Annotated in this window: 19 protein-coding genes; 8 read left to right on the top strand and 11 right to left on the bottom strand. The window is 63.1% G+C overall.

Going from position 1 to position 16,050, the window contains the following annotated elements:
- Positions 1-26: 26 nt before the first annotated feature.
- From IB262_RS03555 to IB262_RS03545, 3 genes are read left to right on the top strand one after another with little or no spacing between them, the layout of a single operon-like run.
- Positions 27-248: a DUF1289 domain-containing protein gene (locus IB262_RS03555; RefSeq protein WP_089044154.1), complete on the top strand. Its 222-nt coding sequence runs from the start codon at positions 27-29 to the stop codon at positions 246-248.
- Positions 245-946, top strand: coding sequence for a TIGR02281 family clan AA aspartic protease (locus IB262_RS03550; RefSeq protein WP_112976788.1), 702 nt, complete (start codon positions 245-247; stop codon positions 944-946). Before IB262_RS03555 ends, IB262_RS03550 begins: the two co-directional genes overlap by 4 nt.
- Positions 947-1,002: 56 nt before the next feature.
- On the top strand, positions 1,003-1,692 hold the full coding sequence (locus IB262_RS03545; RefSeq protein ID WP_060584982.1) for a hypothetical protein: 690 nt from the start codon (positions 1,003-1,005) through the stop codon (positions 1,690-1,692).
- A gap of 15 nt (positions 1,693-1,707) precedes the next feature.
- Here IB262_RS03545 and IB262_RS03540 read toward each other — a convergent pair whose 3' ends face one another.
- From IB262_RS03540 to IB262_RS03505, 8 genes are all read right to left on the bottom strand, one after another.
- Entirely contained in the window at positions 1,708-2,469 is a 762-nt protein-coding gene (locus IB262_RS03540) for an ABC transporter permease (RefSeq protein ID WP_034795209.1), read from the bottom strand.
- Positions 2,466-3,392, bottom strand: a complete 927-nt coding sequence (locus IB262_RS03535; RefSeq protein ID WP_034795212.1) for an ABC transporter ATP-binding protein — start codon at positions 3,390-3,392, stop codon at positions 2,466-2,468. Before IB262_RS03535 ends, IB262_RS03540 begins: the two co-directional genes overlap by 4 nt.
- A gap of 106 nt (positions 3,393-3,498) precedes the next feature.
- A complete protein-coding gene (locus IB262_RS03530; protein WP_034795216.1) occupies positions 3,499-3,984 on the bottom strand; it encodes a YeeE/YedE family protein in 486 nt (161 codons plus the stop codon).
- Positions 3,981-4,388, bottom strand: a complete 408-nt coding sequence (locus IB262_RS03525; protein WP_060520661.1) for a YeeE/YedE thiosulfate transporter family protein — start codon at positions 4,386-4,388, stop codon at positions 3,981-3,983. The genes IB262_RS03530 and IB262_RS03525 overlap by 4 nt, the downstream gene beginning before the upstream one ends.
- The gene (locus IB262_RS03520; RefSeq protein ID WP_034795232.1) at positions 4,385-4,717 is read right to left on the bottom strand and encodes a metalloregulator ArsR/SmtB family transcription factor; all 333 of its coding nucleotides are present in this window, start codon (positions 4,715-4,717) and stop codon (positions 4,385-4,387) included. The genes IB262_RS03525 and IB262_RS03520 overlap by 4 nt, the downstream gene beginning before the upstream one ends.
- Before the next feature lie 614 nt (positions 4,718-5,331).
- Positions 5,332-6,567, bottom strand: coding sequence for an extensin family protein (locus IB262_RS03515; RefSeq protein WP_112976789.1), 1,236 nt, complete (start codon positions 6,565-6,567; stop codon positions 5,332-5,334).
- Between the two features lie 327 nt (positions 6,568-6,894).
- Positions 6,895-7,446: a Kazal-type serine protease inhibitor domain-containing protein gene (locus IB262_RS03510; RefSeq protein WP_034795236.1), complete on the bottom strand. Its 552-nt coding sequence runs from the start codon at positions 7,444-7,446 to the stop codon at positions 6,895-6,897.
- 238 nt (positions 7,447-7,684) lie between these two features.
- The gene (locus IB262_RS03505; RefSeq protein ID WP_060520659.1) at positions 7,685-9,499 is read right to left on the bottom strand and encodes a methyl-accepting chemotaxis protein; all 1,815 of its coding nucleotides are present in this window, start codon (positions 9,497-9,499) and stop codon (positions 7,685-7,687) included.
- A 274-nt stretch (positions 9,500-9,773) separates the two neighbouring features.
- On the opposite strand from IB262_RS03505, the gene IB262_RS03500 reads away from it, so the two are divergent.
- The 3 genes from IB262_RS03500 (at position 9,774) to IB262_RS03490 (ending at position 11,521) form a co-directional block, all read left to right on the top strand.
- On the top strand, positions 9,774-10,163 hold the full coding sequence (locus IB262_RS03500; RefSeq protein WP_043626011.1) for an acyl-CoA thioesterase: 390 nt from the start codon (positions 9,774-9,776) through the stop codon (positions 10,161-10,163).
- An 11-nt stretch (positions 10,164-10,174) separates the two neighbouring features.
- Positions 10,175-10,765 (top strand): hypothetical protein, encoded by a 591-nt coding sequence (locus tag IB262_RS03495; RefSeq protein WP_060600902.1) that lies wholly within the window; start codon positions 10,175-10,177, stop codon positions 10,763-10,765.
- Positions 10,766-10,885: 120 nt separating this feature from the next.
- Positions 10,886-11,521, top strand: coding sequence for a TerC family protein (locus IB262_RS03490; protein WP_034795244.1), 636 nt, complete (start codon positions 10,886-10,888; stop codon positions 11,519-11,521).
- Between the two features lie 84 nt (positions 11,522-11,605).
- Here IB262_RS03490 and IB262_RS03485 read toward each other — a convergent pair whose 3' ends face one another.
- Entirely contained in the window at positions 11,606-11,959 is a 354-nt protein-coding gene (locus tag IB262_RS03485) for a DMT family protein (protein WP_034795307.1), read from the bottom strand.
- 482 nt (positions 11,960-12,441) lie between these two features.
- Here IB262_RS03485 and IB262_RS03480 point away from each other — a divergent pair, with 482 nt between their 5' ends.
- Positions 12,442-12,885, top strand: a complete 444-nt coding sequence (locus IB262_RS03480; RefSeq protein ID WP_034795245.1) for a TIGR02594 family protein — start codon at positions 12,442-12,444, stop codon at positions 12,883-12,885.
- A 67-nt stretch (positions 12,886-12,952) separates the two neighbouring features.
- Here IB262_RS03480 and IB262_RS03475 read toward each other — a convergent pair whose 3' ends face one another.
- The gene (locus tag IB262_RS03475) at positions 12,953-13,468 is read right to left on the bottom strand and encodes a GNAT family N-acetyltransferase (RefSeq protein ID WP_112976790.1); all 516 of its coding nucleotides are present in this window, start codon (positions 13,466-13,468) and stop codon (positions 12,953-12,955) included.
- Between the two features lie 73 nt (positions 13,469-13,541).
- Complete coding sequence (locus IB262_RS03470) at positions 13,542-14,039, bottom strand: GNAT family N-acetyltransferase (RefSeq protein WP_112770897.1); 498 nt, start codon at positions 14,037-14,039, stop codon at positions 13,542-13,544.
- 256 nt (positions 14,040-14,295) lie between these two features.
- Here IB262_RS03470 and IB262_RS03465 point away from each other — a divergent pair, with 256 nt between their 5' ends.
- Positions 14,296-16,050 (top strand): adenylate/guanylate cyclase domain-containing protein, encoded by a 1,755-nt coding sequence (locus tag IB262_RS03465; protein WP_060600913.1) that lies wholly within the window; start codon positions 14,296-14,298, stop codon positions 16,048-16,050.

Here is a 16,050-nt window from a genome sequence, read left to right as displayed (position 1 = left end):
ATATCAAGGGAAAACTGAGCACGCCCATGGAATCTCCCTGCATTCTCGTCTGTTCGATCGATGACAAGACCGGCTACTGTTTCGGCTGCGGCCGTACCCGCGACGAAGTCGGACGCTGGACGCTCTATACCGATGCCGAACGCCGCGCGATCATGAGCGTGTTGCCTGCGCGGCTTGAGACCGTCGAACGCAAGCCGCGGCGCGAAACCCGACGCACGCGCATGGCGAGGGAACGCGGCGAAGCATGACCCGTCTTGCCATCCTGCTCTCGATCCTGGCCATCGGCCTTATCCTGCTGATCATCAACCACGACACCGGCCGCACCATGGGGCTCGCCAATGACCAGTTCGGGCAACTGGTCTCGCTCGGCGCCATCGCCACGCTGATCGGCGCCGGCATCCTGCAGAGCCGCCGCCGCTTCGGCGAAGGCCTGCGTCAGATCGCCATCTGGCTCTTCGTCGTTCTGGCGCTGGTCTCGGCCTATGTCTACCGCTTCGAGTTGGAGGGCTTCGGCAACCGCCTGCTCGCCGGCCTCATCCCCGGCCGCGCCACCATCATCACCGACAGCGAGGGACAGCAGGAAGTGGTGCTGCAGAAGATGCTGAACGGTCATTTCGAGACCACTGCGACGGTCGACGGCAAGGACATCAGCATGCTGGTCGATACCGGCGCCAGCAACATCGCGCTCACCTATGAAGATGCGGAAAAGATCGGCCTCGACCCGGCCAACCTCAACTATATCGTCACGGTCATGACAGCCAATGGCCGGGCCCAGGCAGCCCCCGTGATGCTTCAGGAGATCTCGATCGGCCCGATCACCCGCCGCAACATCGGCGCAACGGTCGCAGCCAAGGGCAAGCTCGATCAGAGCCTGCTCGGCATGAGCTTCCTGTCGACGCTGGAGATGCTGCAGATGCGTACCGACGAGCTGCGTCTGCGCGACTGACCGGCATCGGCCCCGGCGCGCGGTCGTGTCACGCATAGAAGCAAGGGGAGCACGGCATGGATTTCATGCGACTGCTGAAGTCGATCGAGGAACTGCTCTATGAGCTCGTCTGCTGGCTGCTGTTTTATCCGCTCACCCTGTGGCGCACGCTGCGCCACCCGCAGGCGATGATGCGCTATGCCGACGTCGAGCTCGGCGACGACCTGCCGGAGCAGTACTCGGATGCGCTGAGCCCGCCGCTTTTTCTGCTGATCACGCTGCTCCTGGCGCATGGGCTGGAGCTCGGCCTCGTCAGCCGCGCAGTTCCCTGGGCGCCGACGTCGCTGCTTGCCTCCGACTCCAACCTGCTGATGTTTCGGGCTGTCGCCTTCAGTATTCTGCCTCTGCTGATGGCCGTGAAGCTCTTGCGCAACAAGGGTGCCAAGCTGACACGCGAGACGCTGCGTCCGCCCTTCTTCAGCCAGTGCTACGTCACGGCACCCTTCGCTTTTGCCATCAGCCTCGGTGGCCAATTGCTCTTGGCCGGGCACAACGCCTTCACCACTGTCGGCGCCGCCTTCGTGGTCGCTTCGATCGTCTGGTACATCGTTGCCGAAACGCGCTGGTTCATGGCCGACCTCGGGCTCTCCGCCGTGCGGTCGCTCCTCCACGTCGTGGTCACGATTCTTCAGGCGCTGCTCGCGATGGCCGTCGCCAGCACGATCATCGCCTATGCCAGTGGAGCCGTGCCGGCGCTAGCACCCTGACCAGACCGACGGAAGTCAGTTACGCAGGCGGTAGCCGGTGCGGAAGATCCAGGCGAGCACCGACATGCAGACAGTCAGGAAGGCAATGATGATCACCGCGCTGAAGATCGGGTTGACGTCCGACACCTCGAAGAAGCTCCAGCGGAAACCGCTGATGAGGTACAGCACCGGGTTGAAATGGCTGACGGCCTGCCAGAAGGGCGGCAGCATCTTCACCGAATAGAAGCTGCCGCCGAGGAAGACGAGCGGCGGGATCACCAGCATGGGGATCAGGTTCAGTTGCTCGAAATCCTTGGCCCAGATGCCGATGATGAAGCCGAACAGGCTGAAGGAAATCGCGGTCAGCACAAAGAAGAAGACCATGACGAAGGGATGAGCGATCGTCAGGTCGACGAAGAGCGATGCCGTCAGGAGAATGATCGTGCCGATCATCATCCCCTTGGTCGCCGCGGCGCCGACATAGCCGAGCACGATCTCGACCATCGAGACCGGCGAGGAAAGCACCTCGTAGATCGTGCCGGTGAATTTCGGGAAATAGATGCCGAAGGACCCGTTACCGATGCACTGGGTCAGAAGCGTCAGCATCATCAGGCCGGGCGTGATGAAGGCGCCATAGGAAACGCCGTCGATCTCCTGGATGCGGCCGCCGATCGCCGCGCCGAAGACGATGAAATAGAGCGACGTGGAGATAACGGGCGACACCACGCTCTGCAGAAGTGTGCGGCGGGTGCGGGCCATCTCGAAGAAATAGATCGACTTGATCGCTTCGATGTTCATCGCCCTGCCCCCACGATTTCGACGAAAATGTCTTCCAGCGAGCTCTGTCGCGTGGAAATGTCCTTGAGCCTGATGCCGGCTTCGGCCAAGGCGGCGAGCAAGGTGGTAATCCCGGTCCGCTCGGCGCTGGTGTCATAATCGTAGATCAGACAATGGCCGTCGCCTTCGAGCGTCAGGTTGTAACCCGAGAGCACGTCAGGCACGCCATCCAGCGGATGGGCGAGATCGACGCGCAACTGCTTGCGCCCGAGCTTCGACATCAGCGCCGCCTTGTCCTCGACCAGCAGGATCTCGCCGCCGTTGATGACGCCGATGCGGTCGGCGATTTCTTCCGCCTCTTCGATGTAGTGTGTCGTCAGGATGATCGTCACGCCCGAGGCGCGCAGCCGCTCGACCACGTCCCACATGCTTTTGCGCAGGTTGACGTCGACGCCGGCCGTCGGCTCGTCGAGGAAGAGGACCCGCGGCTCATGCGACAGCGCCTTGGCGATCAGCACGCGCCGCTTCATGCCGCCCGAAAGCTCGCGCAGCATGTTGTCCTTCTTGTCCCAGAGCGACAGGTCCTTCAGCACCTTTTCGATATGGGCGGGATTCGGCTTCTTGCCGTGCAGCCCGCGGGAGAAGGTGACCGTATTCCAGACGGTTTCGAAAGCGTCGGTGGTCAGCTCCTGCGGCACGAGCCCGATCATCGCGCGGGTCTCGCGGAAATCGCGCACAACGTCGTGCCCCCCGACCATCACCGTTCCGCCGCTCGGATTGACGATACCGCAGATGATCGAGATCAGCGTCGTCTTGCCGGCGCCGTTCGGCCCGAGCAACGCCAGGATCTCGCCTTCCTCGATATCGAGGCTGACGCCCTTCAGCGCCTTGAAACCGGAGGCATAAGTCTTCGACAGATTGGAAACGGAAACGATTGGCGCCATGAAAACTGATCCGGAAGGAGGGGCAGAGTCTTGAGGTCCCGCCCTATATGGGACAATTCATTCCGATTTGCAGCCGGCTGGAATGAAAAAACAAGATGACTGTGCGTCAACGAGGCTGAGACAGTCGCGTATCGGCGCCCGCTCCGGCCGATGTCTGCCTCGGGAGCTTGCGGTCAACCAGCCGGTCATGGACCAGCATACCGGCCAGCATTGCCACCACGAAGAGGACCGTTGCCGGCAAGCCAAGCGACAGCGAGGCGAGCGCCGGGCCCGGGCAAAGCCCGACCAACCCCCAGCCGACGCCGAAGATCGCCGAGCCGACGATCAGTCGCCGGTCGATGACCTGATTGTTGGGCAGATGAAAGGCCCCGTCGAACAGCGGATGTTTCAACCGGCGCGTCGCCAGAACTCCGAGCGCCGAAACGAAGACAGCGCCGCCGAGCACGACGGCAAGGCTTGGGTTCCAGTTGCCGGTTATGTCAAGAAAAGCCCGCACGCGGGCCGGATCGAGCATTCCCGACAGCGAAAGACCGAACCCGAATACGACGCCGGAGACGAGCGTCGCGGCAAGGCGGAGCAAGGCGCTGTTCATGCGAAGAAACCCGCAACGAAGACCGTGACGATCGCCGCTCCCATGAAAGTGGCGACCGCGGCGATCGAGCGGCGCGACAGCCTTGCAAGCCCGACAACGCCATGACCGCTGGTGCAGCCCGAGCCCATGCGCGAACCGAAGCCCACCAGCAGGCCCCCAACCACGAGAAGCGGCCAGGAGGCCGTCACAGTCACCGACGGCCAGGCATCGAAAATGAGGCGGTACAACGCCGGTCCGGCAATCAGCCCCAGTACGAACAATGCGCCCGACGAAGCCTGTACGCCCTGCAGCAGCCGCCCTGCGATGCCACTGATGCCGGCCACCCGGCCATTGGCCACCATCAGGATCGCCGCCGACAGGCCAATCAACAGCCCGCCTACCAGCGCATTCCCGTATTCATTCATGCTTTTGAACCATCCCGACAGAAAATCTGATAGAGCGAGCCGACGAGGCGCGCCACCTTGTCGTGGCTGAGCCGATAGAAAACCTGCTTGGCCTGCCGACGGGTCGCGACAATGCCGGCATCCCGCAACACCGTCAATTGCTGTGAAAGCGTGGGCTGGCGAATGCCCAGCATTTCCTCGAGCGCCGCGACAGAATGCTCGCCTTCGAGCAGCGCGCTCACGATCAGCAACCTGTTGCGGTTGGCAAGTGTCCTGAGGATTTTAGAAACTTCGGCGGCATGCACAGCCATATCGCTGCGCATCCCCGGAAATTGCATGACCGTTCCCATTTCGTCCTCCTGCGGCGTCAAGGAGTGAGTAGGGCCCCCAATGCTTGTAGCGGCCAACCAGACACTATCCAAGATTGTTATACGAAATAATATAATATCGTATTACTTATTACAAAACCAGACGAAACGGAGAGATCGGCACGGCCTCGCCAACCCGAGGTTTTCTCATATGCAGAAAAACATATAGAAAATTCAGTCTGTTACAATTGGATCCGAAAATGCCGGGAATCGCCATATTTGGGGCAACCGTTCGGAACGCGACCCGGACGAGTAAAACCTAAAGTATAATACTACTTATTTACGGAATCAGGTCGATTTGCAGATCTTCGCCGACAGCCGGCCAGGAACGCACTCGAACGAAAGCCGGCGCAGGATTTGCTCGGCCGACCACAGCAATTACGCCCAGCTGTCACGAAACCGTGACGCTCTTCGATCAGTTTGCAACGCGCGGGCCGCAACATCGCCCTTTGATTTGCGCTCGTGATTTGCAGGCCGGAGCCTCCCCCTTTTGCTCCGGTCGTTGGGCCGGCCTCCCCGCCGGCCTCTTTTTTTTGCCGGCTTCCGAGCTTCGATAGCCGGCATCTGGAAACCACTGGTGCCAACCGGCTGAACACCTAATCGCAGTGCCGATAACCGGTCTTGCGCGTCCTCAGGTCGAAGTGGAAATGGTCCTTGTGGAACGGGTCGCTGCCAGGGCCGAGCACGGTGTTGAAGTACTTGCAGCTGTCGGAACGCACGGCCTTCAGCAACGCCTTCTCGCGGAAGGCGAAGAAGCCCTTCTTGCGCACGTCGATTTCCTTGCCGTTCTTCAGCACGAACTTGCCGACATCGATGGCGTTGCCGCGCGCATGTTCCGACATCGGATTGCCGCGACGCGAATTCATCGTACGGCAGGAGTAGCCGCCAAGCGGCTTGATCGTCTTGATGCCGGACCAGTAGCGGTAGCGTGACGACGGGGCGAGTTCGTACTTCACCCACTTCGCGAAAGCCTCGGTCACCTCGCAATTGAGCTTGACCGCCGGCTTCACACCGATGCCGCCGGACAGCCCGCTGAGTTCGATCGGATAGTCGATGCCGCAGGACGGACCGTTGCTGATGCGCGGAATGTCGCGGAAGGTGACGCCGAGCTTTTTCAGGCGCTGGCGGCAAGCAATCTCGGAACCGGGCATCGCGCCGGTATATTCGGGCGTCGACATCGGATTGTTGGCGCGCGGCAGGAAGGCGACCTGCTGCGGCTCCTGCGTGCGCTGAAGGCGCTGCTGTTCCATGGCGCGGGCGCGCTGCGCCTGTTCGGCGGCCATCTTGTCCGGCGACAGCGGCGGCAGATCCGGGTCATAGCCAAGGTTCGCTTCGGCCGGCGCGGCGCTGTTTGCGCCGCCGAGCTGGCGCACATTCTCGTCACCAATGCCGCCGACCACCGGCTGGCTGGCATTGCCCTCGGCAATGTCGTTGCTCTGCTCTTCCGCAAGCCCCACCACCGGCTGCTCCACGCCGAGCATCGCATCCATGTTGACGCCCTCTTGGGGAATAGCGCTCGAGCCGACGCTTGCCGGCTGCGCGCCCGTCGCCACCGCCTCGTCGCTATCGAGCATCGGAAGCGCGCGGCGCGTCTGCTGAGGCGCCGCGTGCTGCGGATTGGTCTGGAAGGTCGAGGGCTGCGTGGCGGCCGGATAGGCGGCCACCTCCTCTGCCGGCACGGCATCGACAGGAACCGGCCCGATCGACCCGACCCGCGCCCCGCCATCGATGCGGCCGGGCGGCGAAAGCGCGTCATCGGTCGAGCAGGTGACGAGCGAAAACGAAAGAACGAGCGCCGTCAGCGGGCGATGGAGACGAGTAACATAGGCCATACCGAACTGCGCCTTCCTCCAGGCGGCCCGAAAAAGACCGCCGTCATCGCCCCGCTGCCCCTGCCGCCGCCACCGCGTTCAATTGGCACGCAATGGTTGCTACAGCACCTGCAATTGCTGCCTTTTGCCTGTGTCGCAAACCGGGCACAGCGGACAAAAAGCCTGATTTGCCTGGCATTTTATTCAAATACGGTAAACGAAGGCTTGCGCGCCAACCGCTGGAAATGGGGTGTCCGCGCCGCGAATGGTCCATCCATACCGACAAAAAAAGAGCCCGCGTCCTCGTCGGACGCGGGCTCGCATGCTGAAGGCCTGATCGCTTGGGCCTTAGCGGCACTCGCCGCGATGGACGATCTGGAAACCGGCACCACCCGCCTCGCAGGCGTTGGAGAAGGTTTCGATGCGGCTGCCACGCTGGCCGCAGACCGGGGCATATTCGCGGGTGCAGAACTGGCCCTCGGATGGACGGTCGTCCTCCCTGCGGCATTCGCCGCGGCCGATCACCTGGAAGCCCTCGGAACGCGCCTGGCAGGCGTTCGAGAAGGTCTGCGTGCGGCGGCCGCGCTGGCCACACACCGGATTGTATTCCATCGTGCAGGCCTGCGGCTCGCGATCCGGCGGGCGATAGTCCGGACGGCACTCGCCGCGGTGGATGACGTTGAAGCCGTCAGCGCGCGCCTGGCAGGAGTTCGGGAAGCTGCGCATACGATTGCCGCGCTCGCCACAAACCGGCGCATATTCCATCGTGCAGGCCTGCGGGCGCGTGGGCCTCGGCCCCGGCCGCGGCTCGTCGACGACGACGGTACAAGCGGAAAGAAACCCGAGCGCCAGCATCATGAGCGCGATCGGCCGGGTCAGAAGTAGTTTGAGAAGTGCCATGGTGTCCCCTCTGGTGCAGCGGCCGGCAACCGGAGCGACGCCCCGTCGAACACCTCCCGCTTCTCGCGTATCTATCCCCGGCGGTGCTGAGGTCAAGACGGAGAATGTCTCCGTGCACGACAACCGGTGTGACGACGGCGGCACCTAAACGCGTATCCTTGCGACAGCATTGCGGCCGACCCCGAATGAAAAACCCGCGCGGCGTAGCGCGCGGGTCGCAATCGACAAACCTGTGGCGTCAGGCGGCGCGGCCGTAACCCGCGTGCGAGCCTGAAGGCTGCAGCCGGAACTTGGTCAGCAGCGACTTCAGCTCGCGGCTTTCGGCCGCCAGCGTCTGGCTCGCCGCGGTGGTTTCCTCCACCATCGCCGCGTTCTGCTGGGTCATCTGGTCCATGCTGTTGACGGCGACATTGACCTCCTGCAGCCCGGTCGCCTGCTCCCGCGCGGCCGTGGCGATCGAGGCCACCTGCTCGTTGACCCGGTTGACCTGCGCCTCAATCTCCGAGAGCGCCTCGCCTGTGGAGCGAACCAGATCGACGCCGGCGCCGACCTCGCGCACCGAGGCGCCGATCAGTTCCTTGATCTCCTTGGCGGCTCCGGCCGAACGCTGCGCCAACTCGCGCACTTCCTGTGCGACGACGGCAAAGCCGCGGCCCGCCTCGCCGGCGCGCGCTGCCTCGACCCCGGCGTTGAGCGCCAGCAGATTCGTTTGGAAGGCGATCTCGTCGATGACGCCGATGATCTGGCCGATGCGACCGGACGAGCTTTCGATCCGCCCCATGGCGTCGATGGCATTGCGCACGATGCCGCCGGACTTTGCGGCGCTGGTCCTGGTCCGGTCGACCATCTCACGCGCTTCGTTTGCCCGTTCGGAGGCATGGCGAACCGTCGAGGTGATTTCGTCCAGTGCCGCGGCCGTCTCTTCAAGGGCGGCTGCCTGCTGCTCCGTCCGGCGGGAAAGATTGTTTGCCGCTTCGGAAATATCGCCGGCGCTGGCGGTGACGATCTCGGTCGAATGCGAGATCGAGCCGATGACATCGCGAAGGGCTGCGACGGCCGTGTTGAAGTCGTCCCGCAGCTTGCCGTATTCCGGCGCGATATGGCTGATCTCGGCGGTGAGGTCGCCACTCGCCAGGAGTTCGAGCGCCGCACCAACGGTTTCCATCGTCTCGGCCTGCGCCTCAGCCGTCGCCCGCTGGCGCTGCTCGTTGCCGCGCCGCTCGGAACTCAGTCGCTCCTGCTGTTCTGCCTCACGCGAGCGCAACTCCAGCCGTTCGCGCACCGAGTCACGCAGGACAACGAGGACCTTGGCCATCTGGCCGATCTCGTCGCCACGGTCGGTTTCCGGCACCTCCGAGGACAGATCTTCGTCGGCGATCGCCCGCATCGAGGCCTTCAGCTTTTCGACCGGCTTGACGACGCTGCGCACGATCGCCAGTGCCGCCATCAGGATGGCAAGAGCGGCGGCGGCAAGAATGCCGGCAACCTGCCAGGCGCGGTCGCGGAACATCGCCGCCAGGTCGTCGGCATAGACGCCGGTCCCGACCACCCAGCCCCAGGGCTTGAAGCCGGCAACGTGCGAATACTTCAGCACCGGCGCGTCGGCACCGGGCTTCGGCCAGTAGTAGTCGACGAAACCCTGGCCGCTCTTTTCGACGGTCTTTACGAACTCGACGAAGAGCTGCTTGCCGTTGGGATCCTTGTTTTCGGTGAGGTCCTTGCCGTCGAGCTCCGGCTTGATCGGATGCATGATCATGGTCGGATGCATGTCGTTGACCCAGAAATAGCCGCTGCCCTGGTAGCGCATCGCCTTGATCGCTTCGAGCGCGCGCTTCTGCGCCTCCTCGCGCGGCAGCGTGCCGGCCACTTCCAGCTTGTGATAGGCGTCGAACACGGCGATCGCGTTCTCGTCCATCGCCGCAAGCATCGCCTTTCGTTCGCCGACGAGCTTTTCCTGCGCCTGGAACAGACCGAAGGTCAGCGCCGCCGCCATGGTCAAAAGCGCAAATGCCACCAGCGCGTAGAGACGCGCCGAAATCCTGAATTTCTTCATTGCCAATCCCCTGCCCCTCGGCGCTCCCCGCGCCGCCCCAAATCCTGGCTGCCGCGGCATAGCCGGCAGGCACTCCCAGAGCCTGCAGGTTAGGATGAGGTCTTTGCAAAGCCCCTAACGAGAAACCCCTAAATTTGGCATTCCTCATTCACCCCCTGCGAAAGTATAACGAGCCGGCACCTCAAGGACGTTGCCAGCATTTGTGCGGCAGCGGGGTCTTCCCTCCGCAAGCGCGCTCGGGTTACATCTTGTCTCCAACAGGGAGACAGGCTGCATGACCGAACAGACGAGACCGACCGGCGAACTCACCTTGCGCACGCTCGCCATGCCGGGCGATGCCAATGCGGCGGGCGACATCTTCGGCGGCTGGGTGATGGCGCAGATGGACCTGTCCTGCGGCATCCGCGCGGCAGAACGCGCCCGCGGCCGCGTCGTGACGGCGGCGGTCAAGGAAATGGCCTTCGCGCTGCCCGTCAAGATCGGCGACACGCTCTGCATCTATACGGACGTGGTCAAGGTTGGCCGCACCTCGATGACGCTCAAGGTCGAAGCCTGGGCGCAGCGTTATCTCTCGCATCTGATGGAAAAGGTGACGGACGCGATCTTCGTGATGGTCGCGCTCGACGAGAACGGCAAACCGAAGCCGGTGCCGGCGGAAGAATAGGAGCGCGGCGTATGGAGCCTGCCCATACCGACCCGGAGATCTTCTCGCATATCCGCGTCGTCATGGGCATGATCGTCAGCCTGAGCCTCGCTCGGCTCTTGAGCGGCATTGCACTCTTCGTCCAGCATCCCGGCAAGACGCGCGTCTACTGGATCCACCTTGGCTGGGTCCTGTTCATGTTCGTCTTCCTCGTGCACTTCTGGTGGTGGGAGTTCCACCTGCATTCGCTGGCGGTGATCGATGTCAGCGTCTACCTCTTCGTCGTCCTCTATTGCTGCGTCTTCTTCTTTCTCTGCGTCATGCTGTTTCCAACGACGCTCGACGACTACAGCGACTACGAACACTACTTCATGTCGCGCCGGGCCTGGTTCTTTGGTGCCCTGGCGCTTGCCTTTGCGGTCGATCTCGTCGACACCGCGTTGAAGGGAAAGGCCTATTTCGCGTCCTACGGCTTTGAGTACCCGGCGCGCAACGCCGCCTACATCCTGCTCTGCATTGCCGCCGCCTGGACCCCGAGCCGCCGCTTTCACGCGGTCTTCGTCGTCGCAGCCGTCGCCTACCAGCTCGTCTGGATGTACCGGGCTTTCGATCTTCTCGATTGAGACGCGGCAGGGCCGTCGTTGAGGATTTCCGTCCAGTGGTCTTGATCCAGCGGCACGGCAGTGCTTTATCCGTTAGTCATATCTATATCTCGCATATGCAGGTCGGGGGACTGTTGCATCATGGAAATCTTTACCGCTGCCGGCCTGGCGGCGCTTCTTCAAGTCATCGTCATTGACCTCGTTCTCGCCGGCGACAACGCCGTCGTGATCGGTCTTGCCGCCGCTGGCCTGCCGACGGACCAACGCAAGAAGGTCATTCTCGTCGGCATCATCGCCGCCACGGTGCTGCGCATCGCGCTTGCCAGCGTCACGGTGCAACTGCTCGAAATCATCGGCCTGCTGCTCGCCGGCGGCATCCTGCTGCTTTGGGTCTGCTGGAAGATGTGGCGCGAAATTCGCGAACAGCAGGCAGCAAACGCGGCGGGTGAAAGCGGACAAGGCTCCGAGGCGCCCAGGAAAACCTTCATGCAGGCGGCCATCCAGATCGTCGTCGCCGACGTCTCGATGTCGCTCGACAACGTGCTCGCTGTTGCCGGCGCTGCCCGCGAACATCCGACGATCCTGGTAATCGGCCTTGCGCTCTCGATCGCCATGATGGGCATCGCCGCCGGCTTTATCGCCCGGCTGCTCAACCGCTATCACTGGATCGCCTATATCGGTCTCGTGATCATCCTCTATGTCGCGCTCGACATGATCTATCGCGGCGCAGTCGAGGTCTGGCCGCATCTGGCCCCGGCCGTGGCGGCGGTGATGTAGTTACCGCAACGCCGACGACAAACCGCTTTTCGCTGAAAAGGCAGGGTTTACGCCCTGCCTTTTTCTTTGTGTCCGTTGGGGGCGTCAGCCCTTGAAGATGAAGGAAGCACCGGCCGCGATCAGCGCGAAGCCGACCAGATGGTTCCAGCCGATCGACTCCTTCAGCCAGAAGACGGAGAAGGCTGCAAAGACGATCAGCGTGATCACCTCCTGCATCGTCTTCAACTGGGCCGCCGAATAGACCTGGTGGCCGATGCGGTTTGCCGGCACCGCCAGGCAATATTCGAAGAAGGCAATGCCCCAGCTGGCGACGATCGCCATGTAAAGCGGCGACGACGTGTACTTCAGGTGCCCATACCAGGCAAAGGTCATGAAGACGTTGGAGATCAGGAGCAGAAGAACGGGCCAGAGATAGGCGGGAGAAAGGGTGAACGACATGAAGAACCTCGGCGTGCGAATCACGCTGAGACGATGCGCCGCCGCCCCGTAGGCGCGCAAGTGCCGCCGCTTCTCCGGCGTAAAGACCTGCCTTGGAAGGCACCGACCCACTATTTTTTTGATGTCTGACGCGGCGAATCGCCGTTTCGCATCAGCTATTTCGGCGATTAGCAATCCCTGCCCTAATATTTTACGGGTTTTGCCACAATTTTGCACCGGCGCATGGTGAATGAAGCTTTGCTGCCCGACGGGGCAGACAGGGGAATACCACACTTCGAAACGGCAGTTGCCGTGAAGCTGGCTCCGCGTTTTGCCGCGGTTCGCCGGCGTGCCTGATGCGGCGTTTTCAACGCCTGCACGCGCGCGTCCGCTGATATCTCCCCGCCCAACATTGGAAACCGTTGAGCAACCGGGTGCCATGCCGGCGATTGCCAGGCCGCCCCGACCGTTCGCACCAAGCAACTTGTCAAGGAGACCTGACCATGAAGGTCCTGGCGTTTCTTGCGGCTGCCTATGTCGCGCTACTGACACCTGATTTCGCCAATGCGGGCATGCTTGCCCAGGCGCAGCAATACAAGGGCCTACACGAGGTCAAGAACAACAAGACCCTTCGTGCAGCGCTCGGCATCAACCCGGCCCGCACCCCCTGGTGCGGCCACTTCATGGGCATGGTCGCCCGCAAGGCCGGGCGCAGTCCGCCGCAGAGCTTCGGCATCGCCCGTTCCTGGCTGCGTTTTGGCGCGCCCGTGAAGCTCTCCTATGCCCGTCCCGGCGACGTCGTCGTCGTGCGCACCGGCCGCGGCTATCACGTCGGCATCCTGTCCATGCTGTCGAAATCGACGGCCCAGCTGATCGGCGGCAACCAGTCCGGCGGCGTCAGGGTCTCGCAGTTCGCACGCGGCCAGGTGGTCGCCATCAGACGGTAGCGCGGCCACAACCGCGCCCGAGCGAGCTTCTTTCAGCGCCGGCTTTCCGGAATGCTGGCTTGCGCCCTCAAGCGAGCTTCAGCTGCATGGCACAGCGCCGCTCTGCCGGCAGCCCGTGCGCAGCCTCGTTGGCAAGGATTTCGGCAAGACGCGGATCGAGTTCGCCCGCATCGAGCGCCACAAAGCCGAGCTTGCGATAGAAGTGCTCGTTCCAGGCAAGATCGCGGAACGTCGTCAGCGTGACGGCGGCGCATGACGTCACGCGCGCATGCGCGATTGCCGCCAGCATCAGCGTGCGCCCAAGCCCCTGCCCCTGACGTTCCGCCTCGACGGCAAGCTGCCAGATGTGCATGGCATCGTCGGCAACCGTAGCGCAAAGAAAAGCGATCGGCCGATCGGAGGCGTCGACCATTACCACCGATAGTCCGGTGCGCAGGAATTCGCGATGAGCTTCTGCCGATTGCACGTCGTCGTCGGCAATCCAGGCAAGCTCGGGGACGGTGCGGAACACCTCGCCGGAGGAGCGCTCGATGGCGGGCAGAAGAGAAAGGTCGCTTTCGCGTGTGGGTCGAATCAGCGGCATTGTGGCGCCATCCTACCGCTGCACAGCGCCGCGTCGACCCCGCTGCGTGTTCCCTGGCTGACCGCCACGCCGCTTAAAGCGACAACGCCATCAACATCTCGTCGAAATAGGCATCGTCGACCCGCAGCGCGCGCTGTTCCAGGCCGTATTCGACAAATCCCGCCTTCCGGTAGAGGCTGAGGGCAGCGGCGTTCGACGAGACGACTGTCAGCAACAGCCGCTCCACCTTGCCCCGCGCTTCGGCGATAATCCCGTCGACGAGCAAACGCGATAGCCCGGTTCCTCGTGCCTCCGGCAAGACGTACATGCCCCAGAGGGTCCCCTTGTGCTTTGCCTTTGTCGCCGTCTGGATCGCGAGGCCAGCAACACCCATGAGCTTTTCATCGCTATCGAAGGCGCCGAGGACGAAGCCGCTATCAAGACGTTCCGCTGTGACCTCGATCGGCCGGCTGGCCTCATCCTCGTAAGATGAACCGAAGGCTTCGGGATGCTTCAGCAGGCCGTCTAGCCGAACTGCCCGATAGGCCTCGGCATCACTGGAGGTGAGCCGGCGAATGGAAAAAGGCGCCATCACTGTTGATCCCGAGCGTGATAGAGGTTGCCGGCCTGAACCAAGCGCGGCGGCATGAAGGCCGCGAACCTTGCACAATCGGCCGCTCCGCGGAAGCACCGGCGAGTACAATCTCGCGTAGAAGCCGCGTGGAGCAATTTTACGCATTGAGCAGCGTCTTCAGGCCCGATCAGGGCGATTTACGCTTCTCGGACTTTCTAATTTAAGTTACGCTTAATTTCCTTCTGACCAGATGCCGCAGGAGGGGCCCGCCGCCTTGGAACGGAAGCTCGCCGTGATCCTTGCTGCCGATGTCGCTGGTTACAGTCGCCTTGTCGCGACCGACGAGGAAGGCACGCTTGCGACCCTGGCCACCTACTGCGAGACGATTTCCGGCCTTGCTGCGGAGCATGGGGGCCGCGTCTTCGGCGCGGCCGGCGACAGCCTGGTCGCGGAATTCCAGAGCGCCGTGCAGGCCGTGCGGGCGGCGGTCGCCATCCAGCGAACCCTTCAGCGCCGCAATGCCGACCTACCGCCAGAAAGGCGCATGGAGTTCCGCATCGGCCTCAATCTCGGCGACGTGGTTGTCGACGGCGGCAATCTGCTCGGCGACGGGGTCAATGTCGCCGCCCGGCTCCAGCAGGTGGCGCAGCCGAACGACATCTGCATTTCCGGCGCGCTCCACGACCAGATCGAAGGCAAGCTCGAGTTTCCGATGCAGCGCCTCGGTGAGCGCGCGCTGAAGAACATACCGCGTCCGGTCCTGGTCCACCGCGTCGAGTGGCGCGAGAACCCGGCGGGCGGCGACTTGCCCGGCATGCCGCTTTCCCTGCCCGACAAGCCATCGATTGCGGTGCTGCCCTTCGTCAACATGTCCGGCGATCCCGAGCAGGATTTCTTCGCCGACGGACTGACTGAGGACATCATCACCGCGCTGTCGCTTTACCGCTGGTTCTTCGTCATCGCGCGCAACTCCTCCTTCGCCTACAAGGGCCGCGCCGTCGACGTCAAACAGATCGGCCGGGATCTCGGCGTGCGCTACATCGTCGAAGGCAGCGTGCGCCGGTCCGGCTCGCGGGTGCGCGTCACCGGCCAGCTGATCGAGGCGGAGACGGGAAACCACCTCTGGGCGCAGCGCTACGAGCGTGAATTCGCCGACCTCTTCGCCATTCAGGACGAAATCACCCAGCATGTGGTCGCGGCAATCGAGCCGGAGATCCTGATCGGCGAAAACCGGCGCGCGCAATTGCGAGGCACCGACAATCTCGGCGCCTATGAATGCCACATGCGCGGCACCCTGCTGCACAATGCGCAGGATTCCGCCGCGCATTTCGACGAGGCGATCGAATGGCAGCGCCGCGCCATCGCCCTCGATCCGGAATTCGGCCGCGCGCACATGATGCTCGCCCGCTCGCTGTTTGCCCGCTGCTTCTTCGGCTTCAGCAAGGACATCGACCGCGACAGCGCCGAGCTGCAGGCGGAGGCCGCGCGCGCGGTGGTGATCGACGATCACGACCCCTATTGTCACTATGTCATGTGTCTCGCCAACTTCGCGGCCCAGCGGCCGCACGCCGCGGTCGAGGAAGCGCAACAGGCGATCGACATCAACTCCAACTTCGCGCTCGCCCACATGGCGCTCGGCTGGGCGCGCATCTATATCGGCCGCTTCGCCGAGGCGCTGGACCCGCTGCACAAGGCGTTGCGGCTGAGCCCGCACGATCCGCTCACCTATCTCTTCCTCAACCGCATGGCGCTCGCCCACTACCATCTCGGCAACTACGACGAAGCCCTGCGCTGCGCCGAACGGGCGCTGCTCTTGCGCCGCACCTATTTCAACCTGGTGATGCTGATCACCTGTCTCGGCCAGCTCGACCGCATCGATGAGGCGCGCAAGCTTCTTCCGGAAGCGATCGCCAACGCACCGAACGACGTGCCGCGCTACTGGCGCTTCTTTACCGCCTATGTCGATCCTACCGACCACGCGCATTTCAATGACGGGCTCGTCAAGGCGGGCCTGCCCATGGTTCCGTAG

This window comes from Ensifer sp. ENS02, from assembly GCF_014851885.1.
Taxonomy (GTDB): domain Bacteria; phylum Pseudomonadota; class Alphaproteobacteria; order Rhizobiales; family Rhizobiaceae; genus Ensifer; species Ensifer adhaerens.
The sequence above is the reverse complement of the archived record's forward strand: the minus strand, read 5'-3'. Positions and strand labels throughout refer to the sequence as shown.